This window comes from Bradyrhizobium sp. USDA 4354, from assembly GCF_054060315.1.
Genome location: NZ_JBSSDC010000001.1, coordinates 5762473 through 5775163 on the forward strand (window position 1 = coordinate 5762473; position 12691 = coordinate 5775163).

Consider the following 12691-nt stretch of genomic DNA (forward strand, 5'->3'; position numbering starts at 1 on the left):
ATGGCCGAACCTGCAACCGACACGATCCTCGTCCTGAACGGGCCGAACCTCAACATGCTGGGGACGCGCGAGCCCGAAAAGTATGGCCACGCGACGCTGGCTGACGTCGAGGCGCTGTGCCGCGAGACGGCGGCGACCTTTAGTCTCAAGGCCGACTGCCGGCAGTCCAACCGCGAAGGCGAGCTGATCGACTTCATCCACGAGGCGCATCGACGCAAGATGAAGGGAATCGTCATCAATGCCGGCGGCTATTCCCACACCTCGATCGCGCTGCACGACGCGCTGCTCGCGGTGCAGATCCCCACGGTCGAGGTGCATGTGACCAACATCCATGCCCGCGAGAGTTTTCGTCATCATTCCTACACCGCGCGCGCGGCTTTCGCCTCGCTCTGCGGTTTCGGCATCGAGGGCTACCGCCTCGCCATCCAGGGCCTTGCCGCCAAGCTCGGCATCAAGCCCAACGCCTGACGCTCCCTTCCAACAGAACATTCGGATCAAACAACATGGCGCGCCAGCCAGACGACAAAGCAGCCGCAAAGTTTTCCAGCGAGGACTCCGCGCTCGTTCGCGAGCTTGCGTTGCTGCTCGATGAGACCAGCCTCACCGAGATCGAGATCGAACGGGCCGGCCTGCGCCTGCGCGTCGCCCGCAACATCAGCGTTGCCGCGACCATGCCGATGCCGGTGGCGGCCGCTCCCGCCGCCCTTGCGGTGGCAGCGAGCGCACCCGCCGCTGCCGCGGCCGATCTGTCGAAGCATCCGGGCGCGGTGACCTCGCCGATGGTCGGCACCGCCTATTGGGCGCCGGAGCCGGGCGCAAAGCCGTTCATCGACGTCGGCACGAAGGTCTCGGTCGGCCAGACGCTGCTGATCATCGAAGCCATGAAAACGATGAACCAGATCCCCTCGCCGCGCGCCGGCACGGTGACGCAGATCCTGGTCGAGGACGGCCAACCGGTCGAATACGGCGAGCCGCTCGTGATTATTGAATGACGCGAATGGGGAATAGCGAATAGCGAATGGCGTCAGCCTTCCCTACTCGCCATTCGCCACTCGCCATTCGCTGCAGGACAACATGTTCGACAAGATCCTCATAGCCAATCGCGGCGAGATCGCCCTTCGCATCCTCAGAGCCTGCAAGGAGCTCGGGATCGCGACCGTCGCCGTGCACTCAACTGCCGACGCCGATGCCATGCATGTGCGGCTGTCGGACGAGAGCGTGTGCATCGGGCCGCCGGCGTCCAAGGACAGCTATCTCAACGTGCCCGCGCTGCTCGCGGCCTGCGAGATCACCGGCGCCGATGCCGTGCATCCCGGCTACGGCTTCCTCTCCGAGAACGCGCGCTTTGCGGAGATCCTTAGCGAGCACAATCTGCATTTCATCGGTCCGAAGGCCGAGCACATCCGCCTGATGGGCGACAAGATCGAGGCCAAGAAGACCGCCAAGCGCCTCGGCATCCCCGTGGTGCCCGGCTCCGATGGTGCGGTCGGTCCCGATGACGACGCGATGGCGATCGCCAGGAAGATCGGCTTCCCGGTGCTGGTCAAGGCGGCGGCCGGCGGTGGCGGCCGCGGCATGAAGGTCGCGCACAGCGAGGCCGACCTCCAGCTGGCGCTGTCGACGGCGGCCAACGAGGCCAAATCCGCCTTTGGCGATGCCTCCGTCTACCTGGAAAAATATCTCCAGAAGCCGCGCCACATCGAGATCCAGATCCTCGGCGACGGCCGCGGCGGCGCCATCCATCTCGGCGAACGCGACTGCTCGCTGCAGCGCCGTCACCAGAAGGTCTGGGAGGAAGGCCCCTCGCCCGTCCTCGCCGCCGCCGCGCGGGCCAAGATCGGCGAGACCTGCGCGAAAGCGATGCGCGAGATGAAATATCTCGGCGTCGGCACCATCGAGTTCCTGTATGAGGACGGCGAGTTCTATTTCATCGAGATGAACACCCGCATCCAGGTGGAGCATCCCGTCACCGAGAGCATCACCGACATCGACCTCGTGCTGGAGCAGATCCGCATCGCCGCCGGCGGCGACCTGCCGGCCAAGCAGGACGAGGTCCAGGTCATCGGCCATGCCATCGAGTGCCGCATCAACGCGGAGAATCCGCAGACCTTCCGCCCCTCGCCCGGCCGGATCCTGCAATATCACCCGCCCGGCGGCCTCGGCGTCCGGATCGATTCCGCCGTCTACCAAGGTTACACGATCCCGCCTTATTACGATTCGCTCGTCGGCAAGCTGATCGTGCACGGCAAGACCCGGGCCGAATGCCTGATGCGGCTGCGCCGGGCACTGGACGAGATGGTGGTCGAAGGTATCGAGACCACGCTGCCGCTGTTCCGTGCGCTGGTGCGCGAAGACGACATCATCAACGGCGACTACCACATCCACTGGCTGGAACAGTATCTCGCCGGCAAGACGGAACCCAGCCCGAGATAATCTTGCTCCTTTTGGAACCCTTTGGCCCCGATCGCGTTCTGGACGGCGGGACAGTTCCAAGGGGGCGTTTTGAACTCCACTGAACGTCGACAGGTGGATCGTCGTGAGGGCTGAAGCCCACCGACGGGGCGCGTTTTGGCAGATCCTGCTGCTTTCGGCGGGCCTTTTGGTGTTGACCGTAATCAGCGCCGGCTCCGTCTACCTCGTCAACAAGGCTCGGGAAGACAGCAAATGGGTGGTTCATACCATCGAGGTGGAGAACCAGATCAACGCCCTGCTGCTCGAGGTCCGGCGCGCCGAGAGCAGCGCTCGCGGCTTTCTCATGACGCAGGGGCCCGATTTCCTGTCGGATCATGAGAAAGCCGTCGCGGCGATCGTTCCGGCGCTCGACAAGCTCGCGCGCCAGATCGGCGACGATCCGGCGCAACGCGACAATCTTGGGAAGCTGAGAGCGGCAATCGAGACCCGGCTCGACCAGTTCTCGCGCGAGATGACTTTCGTGAAGCAGGGCCAACCCGACAGGGCCACGGCGCTGATCCGCGAGGCCGCCGCCGGCAACACCACGACCACGATCGGCAACATGGCCAACGCCATGATCCGCGAGGAGGAACGGCTGTTCCGGCTCCGAACGGCAAATTCCAACCGCAGCCAGACCCTCTCCGCGTCGATGACCGGCATCGGCTCCGGCCTCGTCGTGCTGCTGGCGATGATCTCGATCTGGCTGGTGCGGCGCTCGGCGCGCGTGCGCGACGAGGCTGAAGCCCGCCTGCGCGATGCCAATGTCAATCTGGAGGGCGTCGTCGACGAGCGCACGGCGGACCTGCGCGAAGCCAACGACGAGATCCAGCGCTTTGCCTATATCGTCAGCCATGATCTGCGCTCGCCGCTCGTCAACATCATGGGCTTCACCAGCGAGCTCGAGGAGCTCGGAGACGACATCTTCCGCCGGATCGGCGGCCTTACCCACGTCTCCGCCGATGGGTCGCCGCCGGCGCCCGGCGCTCCCGGCCAGATCGCGCTCGAAGGCGCCGACAAACAGCTCTCGGAGGATTTCTCCGAAGCGCTCGGCTTCATCAAGACGTCGATCGCCAAGATGGACCGGCTGATCTCGGCCATCCTCAACCTCACGCGCGAGGGCCGGCGCGAATTCCAGCCGGTGAAGATCGACACGCGCGAGCTGATCGAGGCCATCGTCTCGACACTGGCGCACCAGGCGGCCGAGGCGCAAGCCGAGATCCACCTCGAGCCCCTGCCGAACCTCGTGAGCGACCGTCTTGCCCTCGAGCAGATCTTCTCCAATCTGATCGACAACGCGATCAAATATCTAAAGCCCGGCGCGCCCGGTGAGATCAGAATCCGGGGGCGGACCAAGCTCGGTTACGCTATCTTCGAGATCAGCGACAACGGCCGCGGGATCGATCCGAAGGACCACCAGCGGATATTCGACCTGTTCCGCCGCGCGGGAACCCAGGACAAGCCCGGCCAGGGCATTGGTCTTGCGCATGTGCGTGCACTTGTGCGTCGCCTCGGCGGCACCATGTCGGTATCATCGGAACTGAATGCGGGCAGTACCTTCACGATCACGCTGCCGATCGCCTGGAACGTGAGCAACCGGAACTGAGATCGATGACGCAGCCTGTCACCATCATCATGATCGAGGACGACGAGGGCCACGCCCGCCTGATCGAGCGCAACATCAGAAGGTCCGGCGTCAACAACGAGATCGTCGCGTTCGCCAACGGCACCGACGCCATGCGGCACCTGTTCGGCGCCGACGGCAGCGGACTCGTGCAGAAGGGCAATGCGCTCTTGATCCTGCTCGACCTCAACCTTCCCGACATGATCGGGATCGACATTCTGAAGCAGATCAAGGAAAACAAATATCTGAAGGCCTCGCCCGTGGTGGTGCTGACCACCACCGACGATTCCCAGGAAATCAAGCGCTGCTACGAGCTCGGCTGCAACGTCTACATCACCAAGCCCGTCAACTACGAGAATTTCGCCAATGCCATCCGGCAGCTCGGGCTGTTCTTCTCGGTCATCCAGGTCCCGCCCGCCGCCACATGAACCAGCGCACGCCGACACTGCTCTACATCGACGATGACGACGCGCTGGCGCGCCTGGTCGATCGCGGCCTGACGCGGCGCGGCTACAGGGTCGTCCATGCCGCGAGCGGCGAGGAAGGTCTCGAGCGCATCCGCCGCGCCGGCGCCGAAGGGGGCATCGACGTCGTGGCACTCGACCAGTACATGCCGGGCCTCGACGGGCTGGAGACGCTCGAGCAAATCATGGCGATCCCGGACGCGCCGCCGGTCGTGTTCGTCACCGCATCGCAGGATTCCAGCATCGCGGTGACCGCGCTCAAGGCGGGGGCGGCCGACTATCTGGTGAAGGACGTCCAGGGCGACTTCATCCCGCTCCTCCACGTCGCCGCCGAAGGCGCGCTGCGCCAGGCCGAGTTGCAGCGGGCGCGCGATGAAGCCGAAGCCGAGATCCACGCCTCGCGCGACCGCTACGCGGCGCTCGCCGCCGAACGCGAGCTCTTGCTGCGCGAGGTCAACCACCGTGTCGGCAACTCGCTCCAGATCATCGCCTCGCTGCTGCACCTTCAGGCAAGCTCCGCCGCGCAGGAGGAGGTCAAGGCGGCGCTGACCAATGCGATGGGCCGCGTCGCCGCGGTCGCGCAGGTGCACCGGCGCCTCTACACCTCACAGGACCTGAAGAGCGTGGTCCTCAATCAGTATCTGGACTCGCTGCTCGAGGATCTCCGCCGCTCGGCCGAAGGCAACCGGATGTCGCGCCTGACGCTGAAGGCCGAGCCGATCGAGATCGATCCGGACCGTGCGGTCGCCGTCGGCATCATCGTCAACGAGCTGGTGATGAACGCGGTGAAATACGCCTATCCCGACGGCGCCGGCCCGATCCATGTCGAGCTGATCTCGCAAGGCGACGATCTCCTGCTCTCGATCACCGACGATGGCGTCGGCGACAACGTCAAGGCCGATCCGCGCTCCACCGGGATGGGCCAGCGCATCGTCGCGGCCATGGCCTCCAAGCTCGACGCCTCGGTCGAACGCGACCCCGCGCATTCCGGAACCCGGATCGTGCTGAAGTTCGGCCGCATGCCCGCAACCGTCGGCAAGACCAGCACGGCCGCCGCGAGCTGACCCCGCGCCCGGCCGCGCCAGCCATCGCAACCGCAATGCGATCCTGCTATGATGGCAAGCCATGACTTCGCGCGACTCCGCCCCATCTGAAATCACCCCGGCTGTGCTGCTGCGCGCCTATGCCTGCGGCATCTTCCCAATGGCGGAAAGCGCCGACGATCCGACCCTGTTCTGGGTCGAGCCGGAGCTGCGCGGCGTCATCCCGCTCGAGGGGTTTCGCGTCGCCTCGCGACTCGCGCGCACCGTGCGGTCGGATACGTTCCGCGTCACCGTCAACACCGCATTCAAGGCGACCATCGCCGGCTGCGCGGCGCCGCAAGTAGGGCGCGAGGACACCTGGATCAACAAGCGCATCCGCGATCTCTATGGCGGCCTGCACGAGCTCGGCCATTGCCACAGCGTCGAAGCCTGGCAGGGCGACGACCTCGTCGGCGGGCTGTATGGCGTCAGCCTCGGGCGCGCTTTCTTCGGCGAGAGCATGTTTCACACCGCACGCGATGCGTCCAAGGTCGCGCTGGTGCATCTGGTGGCGCGGCTGATCCATGGCGGCTTCGAGCTGCTCGACACCCAATATGTCACCGAGCACCTGAAGAGCTTCGGCGCGGTGGAGATTTCGCGGCGACGCTACACGGCGCTGCTCGACAAGGCGCTGGCGGGCGAGCCCGGCGATTTCCTGAGGCTCTCCGACGGCGAGGCAATCCCCGGCGCGCGCGTGCTCGAGATCATCGCCTCGCGGCAATAACCGATAGCTGGACTCTAGCGGCCGAACCCCGGGATACCGAACAGGCCTGGCCGCTGCTCCGGCGGCGGAGGGGGCGGCGGTGCCGGTTGCTGCTGCTGGATCGGCGGCAGCGGCTGTGGCGGGCGCTGCTGCACCTGCTTGGGCGCGGCCTTCTTCTGCGCGGGCGGCGGTGGCGGCGGCTTTGCCGCGGCCGGATCCGGCGCGGCGGTCGCAATGGTCTGCTGCGGCTCTTTGCAGTCGGTCAGCCAGATGTCGTAGATCGGATGCTCGACGCCATGCAGGCCCGGGCTTGCCGCGTACATCCAGCCCGAGAAGATGCGCTTCACCTCACCCTGCAAGGTGATCTCGTCGACCTGGACGAAGGCGTCGGTGTTGGCGGCCTCCGTCGCCGGCCGCGTGTAGCAGGCGTCGGTCTTGACCCGGAGCGCGCCGAACTGGACGGTCTCGCCGATCTCCTCGTCGAAATTGATGATGCGTCCGGTGATCTTGTCGAGACCGGAGAAGGTCGCCTTCTTGTTCACGATCTTCTGGGCCGGCGGCTCGGTCACGACCTCGTCGCCCGGCTGCAGGCTGGCCGGCGTCTGCGGGACAGCGCCGCCCGGCCCGCCCTTCTGCTGGGGCTGGCGCTGGCCAGGAGCGCCTTGCGGACTGGGTGGCGCGATTGCCGCGGAGGGCGGCTGGTTCGGCGGCGCGAGGGTCGAGCCCGGCGGCGGCGCCAGGGGCTGGGTCTCGACCGGCCCCGGCATCACGTTGCCCTGCCGGCCCGGAGGCGGCGGCATCGGACGCGACGGCAACACCCGGCCCTGCGGCGGCAGCTCGGGCACCTCTTCGTCGTCCTCGGGGATCTGCTGTGGCTGGGGCTGGCCACGCGGAATATTGCCGGGCGGCCGCAGCGGCGGCGGATCGGAGAAGATCGTGCCGATCTGCGCCTGAGCCGGCGTCGCAGCCGTCAGTGCGGTGGCGGCCAAAAGCGCCGCAAGACCGGTCAGGGAAAAGGTTTTGAACATCTCGCGCGGCTTCAACAGCGAATCGGGCTTGTTGGACATTCTACAGGGGATACCGCCGCTCGCAGGCCCTCCGGTTAACACGCCGAATACGGCGGGGGAAGGGCGGCATCCCTGCCCTTCCCGGCGCGGTCTGGCCAGGCCAGCTCCCGGATGGGATAGTCGTGAAGCCCCTCCCCGGGGCCGAAGGCGCGTGTCGCCCCCAAACGGGCAGCGCCCCAAAAATGACACCAACTGGAAACCCCAAGGTCCCCCCTTTATGCCTGTTGTGCTCGATCCCGATGCCGCCGCCGTCTACAAGGCCTTCCAGGAGGCCGGCCGCCCCGCCTACGAGACGCTGACCGCTCCGGAAGCACGCGCCTATTATTCGCAGGCGCGCTTTGCCACCAATCCTGACGCGCCGGAGCTTGCCCGCATCGCATCGCTGGCGATCCCGGCGCCGCACGGGGCGATCCCAGCCCGCCTCTACGTGCCCAAGGAACTGCGCCGGCACGACGGCCTGTCGCCGGCGCTGGTGTTCTTCCATGGCGGCGGCTGGGTGATCGGCGACCTCGACTCTCACGATGTGGTCTGCCGCCAGCTCGCAGCTGAAGGCGCGCTGATCGTGATCTCCGTCGATTACCGCCTCGCGCCCGAGCACAAATTTCCCGCCGCGACCGAGGACGCCATCGCCGCGACCAGATGGGTCGCCGCAAACGCGCGCGAGCTCGGCATCGACGCCGCGCGCCTTGCGATCGGCGGCGACAGTGCCGGCGGCAATCTCACCGCGGTTGTGGCGCTCGCCGCGCGCGAGGACAACGGCCCCGCGCTCGCGGGCCAGGTGTTGATCTATCCGGCGACCGATTTCGCCATGACGCACGGCTCCCACAGCGATCCCGAGACCAGCGTGCTGCTGACCCATTCGGTGATCCGCTGGTTCCGCGACCACTACCTCAACGGCGCCGCCGACATCCACGACTGGCGCGCCTCGCCGGCGCGCGCGCAAGACCTTGCCGGCCTGCCGCCGGCCTATGTGCTGACCGCCGGCGCCGATCCCCTGCGCGACGAAGGCGCAGAATATGCCGAGCGTCTGAAGCGGGCCGGCGTGCCCGTGACTTGCAAGCACTATCCCGGCCAGTTCCACGGCTTCTTCACCATGGGAAAATTGCTGCCGCAGGCCAATGTCGCCGTGCGTGAGATCGGCGCTTGGTTGAAGGCGCTGGGCTGACGGCAGTCCCGTAGCCCGCATGAGCGCAGCGACATGCAGGACCGCTCCCATCATATCCGGTCTACGCACCGAAAACGTCGATTGAGATGCCCTCTCTCTTCCAATCCGTCTTCGCCCTTCCCTTGCGCGGGCTGACATGGCTCGGCGGCCAAGGCACCCGCGCCGTGGCGGCCATCGCCTTCATCGCGGTCGCGGTGCCGCCGCTCGGCGCGCTGCTTCGTCCCTACGTGACCGAGGCGATTTTCCTTCTGCTCTGCATCTCCTTCATGCGCGTCGATCTCGTGGCGCTGTACGGACATCTGCGCCGGCCGGCGCTGGTCGCCGCCGCCACGGCCTGGACCACGATCGGCGTGCCGCTGATCGTCGCCCTCGCCGCCTACGCGACGGGGCTCACCACAAGTTCCCCGGGCCTTGCTCTCGCGCTGATGCTCCAGGGCATGGCCTCGCCGATGATGGCGGCACCGGCGCTTGCCGCGCTGATGGGCCTCGATGCCACGCTGGTGCTCGTGACGCTCGTGACCTCGACCGCACTCGTTCCCTTCACGGCGTCGCTGTTCGCCAGCCTCTTTCTCGGCGGGATGCTCAACATCTCGCCGGCCACGCTCGGCCTGAAGCTGCTCGGCATTCTCGCCGCATCGCTGCTTGCTGCGACTGTTATCCGCCGGGTCTTCGGCACGGAGGCGATCCAGCGCCACAAGCAGCCGATCGACGGTCTCAACATCATCATCCTCCTGGTATTCGCCTCCGCGGTGATGGGCGACGTCGCCAGCGATCTCCTCGCCGATCCGCTGTTCACGATCGCCGTCGCGCTGCTCGCCTTCGCGGTTTATTTTACCCTGCTCGCCGCGACGACGCTGATCTTCCGCCGCGTCGGCACCGAGCGCGCCTTCGCGATCGGCCTGATGGTGTCACAGCGCAATCTCGGGCTGATGCTGGCTGCCACCGCAGGCGCGCTGCCGGCGACGACCTGGCTGTATTTCGCGCTGACGCAGTTTCCGATTCATCTTGCGCCGTACATGCTGATGCCGATCGCGCGGCGATTGACAGCGCGTGCAGGTGCGTCGGGCGAGGCAGCTGCAAACAGCACCATCTAGGCAGTACTCATAAAATCCGGGAGGTCTGCTTTTGGCCCAACTCGGAAGTCGCCGGCGCGAGGAGTTGCTTGCGACGCGGCGTAGTGACACAATTCGAAGCCAGCCGTTCCTGGATGACATCGGGAGGAAGCCATGCTCGCATTCGGACGAGTCTTGTTGGTGGCGCTGTTGGCGATCGGCCCGACTCACGTGTTGGCAGGTCCCGAGGAGGAGGCGGATGCTTTGTTTGCCCGCTGGAAGGCTGCTTACGACGCCAACGATAATGTCGCCGTCGCTAAGCTGTATGCGGCCGACGCGATCCTACATGGCACCAGGAGCAGAGATCTAACATTGGGGCGTGAGGCAATTACGCAATACTTTACCGTGGTAGTCGGCACCGGCAACAAGGTCGAGTTCGTGGAGAAGCAGCTGAGGGTGATCAATCCCACGACTGTACTGGCAGTCGGCTTCAACGATTTCATGCGCAACCGCGAGGGCAAGCTCGTGCCGGAGCCAGCGCGCTTCACAATGGTTCTTGTCAAAGAGGGTAATGATTGGGTCATAGCCCATCACCACTCGTCATTGCGCCCACCGCCCAAGCAGTGAAGTCGGCTCTTGGCCCTTCGGCGAACTCGCGGACGAAGCTGGCCGAAGGCCTGGAACAAGAAGACCGGCCAAAATGGAAGCAGTACGGCCGCCTCAGTTGGCGGCCTCTTTCCATTTGCCAAATTCGTATGTCGCCACTATTGGCCCTACTCAGACCTCCCTCGACGTCCGCATTTGCGCTGCTTGCTGGAATCCAAAGGCGTCGTCCGGGACGATCCGATCGGTCGCACGGCGTATGATGTCGTAGCATTCACAGGTAGCTTCCTCGAGCCGCGCCCTGTCAATTTCAACCAAGCCCCGCCGAACGGATTTGATGGCACCCAAGGCGCGGAGTTTGGCGATCACCTGCGTCACGGTCGTTCGTCGCACCCCAAGCAGCTGCGAAAGCGTCTCTTGCGTTAGTGATAGGATGCTGTTGCCGTCGGTTCGATCGTGCAGGTGAAGCAGCCACCGAGCCATGCGGGCCTCGACTGAGTGCAGTCCGTTGCATGCTGAGACGTGCTGGAACTGCATGAGTATCGACCTCGTGTGCGACTCGACCATATGTCTGATGGCGCCGCTCGCCATGTAGGCTGCATGAAACCGCGACACGGAGATTTGCGATGCGATGCCGCGCACCCGCACGACCGCGGTCACCGACGACAAGAAAGAGGGTCCCAGCACCGATAATGCGCCGATAGCTCCCTCGCGTCCGATTACCGCGGTTGCGATCGCTTCTCCGTTCGGAAGGCCAAGCATGAAGGAGATGGCCCCGCTATGGGGAAAGCAAACATGGTCGCGTCGATCTCCCGCTCGTATCACCACGGCGTCCTGTTCAAGCGACACCTTCTGAAGATGAGGGGCGAGCAATGCGAGGTCTTTCGACGGCAATGTAGCTAGGAGACGATTACCGACGCTGGCAGGGCGCTCCATCATGCGAGCTGCCGAGCCCATATTTCAACCTTCATCATGCTGTTGGAACGCCATGCTTGAAATCGAGGAGGTTCCCGCGATACCGACCGACGGGCTCTTGCTGTGCAAGCCGTCTAAGAGCGCCTTGTCAAGCAGGAAATTTAAGCAAGTACCTCCAATTCGTCACCGAGCTGTAGACCAAAATTTGGGTGGGGCCTTTTTGGGCCCTTCTGCGACCTCGGGTGATGCCTGCATTTCCCCCGCTCTTGAAGCTTGCGGAGTCCTAGACCTCGCACGGTCGCGCGCCCCCCTTCAAAGCATTCCAATCAAAATAAAGAGCCCGACCTCGGCCAGGAAAGTGACGCTCATGATCGCGACCGTAAGGAATGCGTCGCTCGGCGATAGAGGGTTCATGAATGTCTCGCATCTTGCCCCGGCCGAAATCCATGAACCGGTCATGCAGCTTGCGCCTGAAAACCGCCGGGGCCGAGACAAGGTCAACAAAGCCGTTCGCCGTTGGGGTACTTCCGGGCGCCTGCGCTACGACGGCGCGGTCCGGATGCCCGGCTCGTCGACCCAGGCTTCCCGCGCGAACCACGCGTGATCGGTGCGGCAGATCGGACAACGCGTGCGCGAGAAAAACACCGCGCGGCGTCCAAAGCTCTCGCGATCAGTCTGGATGCCGGTGGGAATCGCGTGTCCGGTTTGCGGACATTTGACCATGACCATTCCCATGTCGCCCTCCCTTGCGATTAGTCTTTGTTGTCGTTTGCAGAAAAGCACCGGCCGGTTGGAATGCCTCTTGTCGGTGCGGGGTACTTGGGGGGCATCGCGCACCTTGTTGGCCGAGCATGGGGCGTGGGGGCGTGCTCGCTCAGCTCGGCTTGCTCCAACCAGCCGGATCTCTCCTCAAACGAATCTGGATGTGAATTGAGCGCGCTTTTTTTAGCCGCCTTGGTGGAGAACCCTGGTGAAGTGCTTCCTGATCGGCTCACCCGTATCCGTCGCGAGCTTCTGGGCAAGCGCCCACAATTCCTTGTTCTGGTCGGAGGCGGTGTCGAACGCCTTGCGCGCTTGCGCCGCCGACAAGGTATAGACATCGGTCGCTGACTTGCTGCCGAACAGATGGACGAAGAAATCGAGCGCAGAAGCGGCATTGGCGTTTGAGATTTCGAGCACCTTGAGCCCATAGTCGGTCGTGCATCTCGCATTGCTCGAATAGGTCTCACGCAGCGCCTGCGTCATCTCTTCCGATGCGGCCTTGATCTTCTCGCAACCTTCCCGTGCGCGGGCGAGGCCTTGCTCGGCAAGCTCGCGCCCGCCGCCGGGCAAGGCGACCTTCGAGAAATCCAACCATGGCATCCCGAAAACGTTCGTTCCGTTCGGCGTCACTTTCATTTCGCTTTCACTCACGCAACATTCCCTTTCTCAAGCGAAAGCATTGCTCGCAACGCTCGCTTGCGTCACGAGAGCTCACGCTCTGTGTTCAATCAGATTTTGGATGAGCCTTGATCTAGCCCCGACCCGATACGACTTTGGGCTGAGAGAAGCGGGAATGTCGGTTCGGT

The 12691-nt window shown here is 64.7% G+C and carries 14 protein-coding genes; 11 read left to right on the forward strand and 3 right to left on the reverse strand.

Annotated features, from left to right (window positions below):
- The 7 genes from aroQ to aat all read left to right on the forward strand — a co-directional run bounded on the left by aroQ (nucleotide 1) and on the right by aat (nucleotide 6342).
- Nucleotides 1-468, forward strand: a complete 468-nt coding sequence (aroQ, locus tag ACVIIV_RS26800; RefSeq protein ID WP_456746822.1) for a type II 3-dehydroquinate dehydratase — start codon at nucleotides 1-3, stop codon at nucleotides 466-468.
- Between the two features lie 35 nt (nucleotides 469-503).
- A complete protein-coding gene (gene accB, locus ACVIIV_RS26805) occupies nucleotides 504-992 on the forward strand; it encodes an acetyl-CoA carboxylase biotin carboxyl carrier protein (RefSeq protein WP_456746823.1) in 489 nt (162 codons plus the stop codon).
- Nucleotides 993-1074: 82 nt separating this feature from the next.
- Nucleotides 1075-2433, forward strand: coding sequence for an acetyl-CoA carboxylase biotin carboxylase subunit (gene accC / locus ACVIIV_RS26810; RefSeq protein ID WP_456746824.1), 1359 nt, complete (start codon nucleotides 1075-1077; stop codon nucleotides 2431-2433).
- Between the two features lie 103 nt (nucleotides 2434-2536).
- A complete protein-coding gene (locus ACVIIV_RS26815) occupies nucleotides 2537-4054 on the forward strand; it encodes a sensor histidine kinase (RefSeq protein ID WP_456746825.1) in 1518 nt (505 codons plus the stop codon).
- A gap of 5 nt (nucleotides 4055-4059) precedes the next feature.
- Nucleotides 4060-4500: a response regulator gene (locus ACVIIV_RS26820; protein WP_456746826.1), complete on the forward strand. Its 441-nt coding sequence runs from the start codon at nucleotides 4060-4062 to the stop codon at nucleotides 4498-4500.
- On the forward strand, nucleotides 4497-5600 hold the full coding sequence (locus ACVIIV_RS26825) for a sensor histidine kinase (protein WP_456746827.1): 1104 nt from the start codon (nucleotides 4497-4499) through the stop codon (nucleotides 5598-5600). The genes ACVIIV_RS26820 and ACVIIV_RS26825 overlap by 4 nt, the downstream gene beginning before the upstream one ends.
- A gap of 61 nt (nucleotides 5601-5661) precedes the next feature.
- Entirely contained in the window at nucleotides 5662-6342 is a 681-nt protein-coding gene (aat, locus tag ACVIIV_RS26830) for a leucyl/phenylalanyl-tRNA--protein transferase (protein ID WP_456746828.1), read from the forward strand.
- Nucleotides 6343-6356: 14 nt separating this feature from the next.
- Here aat and ACVIIV_RS26835 read toward each other — a convergent pair whose 3' ends face one another.
- Nucleotides 6357-7388, reverse strand: a complete 1032-nt coding sequence (locus ACVIIV_RS26835) for a DUF2155 domain-containing protein (RefSeq protein WP_456746829.1) — start codon at nucleotides 7386-7388, stop codon at nucleotides 6357-6359.
- Between the two features lie 217 nt (nucleotides 7389-7605).
- On the opposite strand from ACVIIV_RS26835, the gene ACVIIV_RS26840 reads away from it, so the two are divergent.
- The 3 genes from ACVIIV_RS26840 to ACVIIV_RS26850 all read left to right on the forward strand — a co-directional run bounded on the left by ACVIIV_RS26840 (nucleotide 7606) and on the right by ACVIIV_RS26850 (nucleotide 10232).
- Nucleotides 7606-8553: an alpha/beta hydrolase gene (locus tag ACVIIV_RS26840; protein ID WP_456746830.1), complete on the forward strand. Its 948-nt coding sequence runs from the start codon at nucleotides 7606-7608 to the stop codon at nucleotides 8551-8553.
- An 86-nt stretch (nucleotides 8554-8639) separates the two neighbouring features.
- Nucleotides 8640-9647: a Na+-dependent transporter gene (locus ACVIIV_RS26845; RefSeq protein WP_456746831.1), complete on the forward strand. Its 1008-nt coding sequence runs from the start codon at nucleotides 8640-8642 to the stop codon at nucleotides 9645-9647.
- Nucleotides 9648-9779: 132 nt separating this feature from the next.
- Complete coding sequence (locus ACVIIV_RS26850) at nucleotides 9780-10232, forward strand: SgcJ/EcaC family oxidoreductase (RefSeq protein ID WP_456746832.1); 453 nt, start codon at nucleotides 9780-9782, stop codon at nucleotides 10230-10232.
- 150 nt (nucleotides 10233-10382) lie between these two features.
- On the opposite strand, the gene ACVIIV_RS26855 is transcribed toward ACVIIV_RS26850, so the two are convergent.
- On the reverse strand, nucleotides 10383-11147 hold the full coding sequence (locus ACVIIV_RS26855) for a Crp/Fnr family transcriptional regulator (RefSeq protein ID WP_456746833.1): 765 nt from the start codon (nucleotides 11145-11147) through the stop codon (nucleotides 10383-10385).
- A gap of 343 nt (nucleotides 11148-11490) precedes the next feature.
- Here ACVIIV_RS26855 and ACVIIV_RS26860 point away from each other — a divergent pair, with 343 nt between their 5' ends.
- A complete protein-coding gene (locus ACVIIV_RS26860) occupies nucleotides 11491-11727 on the forward strand; it encodes a hypothetical protein (RefSeq protein ID WP_456746834.1) in 237 nt (78 codons plus the stop codon).
- Between the two features lie 341 nt (nucleotides 11728-12068).
- Here ACVIIV_RS26860 and ACVIIV_RS26865 read toward each other — a convergent pair whose 3' ends face one another.
- Entirely contained in the window at nucleotides 12069-12476 is a 408-nt protein-coding gene (locus ACVIIV_RS26865; protein ID WP_456746835.1) for a phasin family protein, read from the reverse strand.
- Between the last annotated feature and the right edge of the window lie 215 nt (nucleotides 12477-12691).

Coding starts and splice junctions, on each gene's coding strand:
- aroQ (WP_456746822.1), top strand. CDS start 1: ATGGCCGAACCTGCAACCGACACGATCCTCGTCCTGAACGGGCCGAAC.
- accB (WP_456746823.1), top strand. CDS start 504: ATGGCGCGCCAGCCAGACGACAAAGCAGCCGCAAAGTTTTCCAGCGAG.
- accC (WP_456746824.1), top strand. CDS start 1,075: ATGTTCGACAAGATCCTCATAGCCAATCGCGGCGAGATCGCCCTTCGC.
- ACVIIV_RS26820 (WP_456746826.1), top strand. CDS start 4,060: ATGACGCAGCCTGTCACCATCATCATGATCGAGGACGACGAGGGCCAC.
- ACVIIV_RS26825 (WP_456746827.1), top strand. CDS start 4,497: ATGAACCAGCGCACGCCGACACTGCTCTACATCGACGATGACGACGCG.
- aat (WP_456746828.1), top strand. CDS start 5,662: ATGACTTCGCGCGACTCCGCCCCATCTGAAATCACCCCGGCTGTGCTG.
- ACVIIV_RS26835 (WP_456746829.1), bottom strand. CDS start 7,388: ATGTCCAACAAGCCCGATTCGCTGTTGAAGCCGCGCGAGATGTTCAAA.
- ACVIIV_RS26840 (WP_456746830.1), top strand. CDS start 7,606: ATGCCTGTTGTGCTCGATCCCGATGCCGCCGCCGTCTACAAGGCCTTC.
- ACVIIV_RS26845 (WP_456746831.1), top strand. CDS start 8,640: ATGCCCTCTCTCTTCCAATCCGTCTTCGCCCTTCCCTTGCGCGGGCTG.
- ACVIIV_RS26850 (WP_456746832.1), top strand. CDS start 9,780: ATGCTCGCATTCGGACGAGTCTTGTTGGTGGCGCTGTTGGCGATCGGC.
- ACVIIV_RS26855 (WP_456746833.1), bottom strand. CDS start 11,147: ATGATGGAGCGCCCTGCCAGCGTCGGTAATCGTCTCCTAGCTACATTG.
- ACVIIV_RS26860 (WP_456746834.1), top strand. CDS start 11,491: ATGATCGCGACCGTAAGGAATGCGTCGCTCGGCGATAGAGGGTTCATG.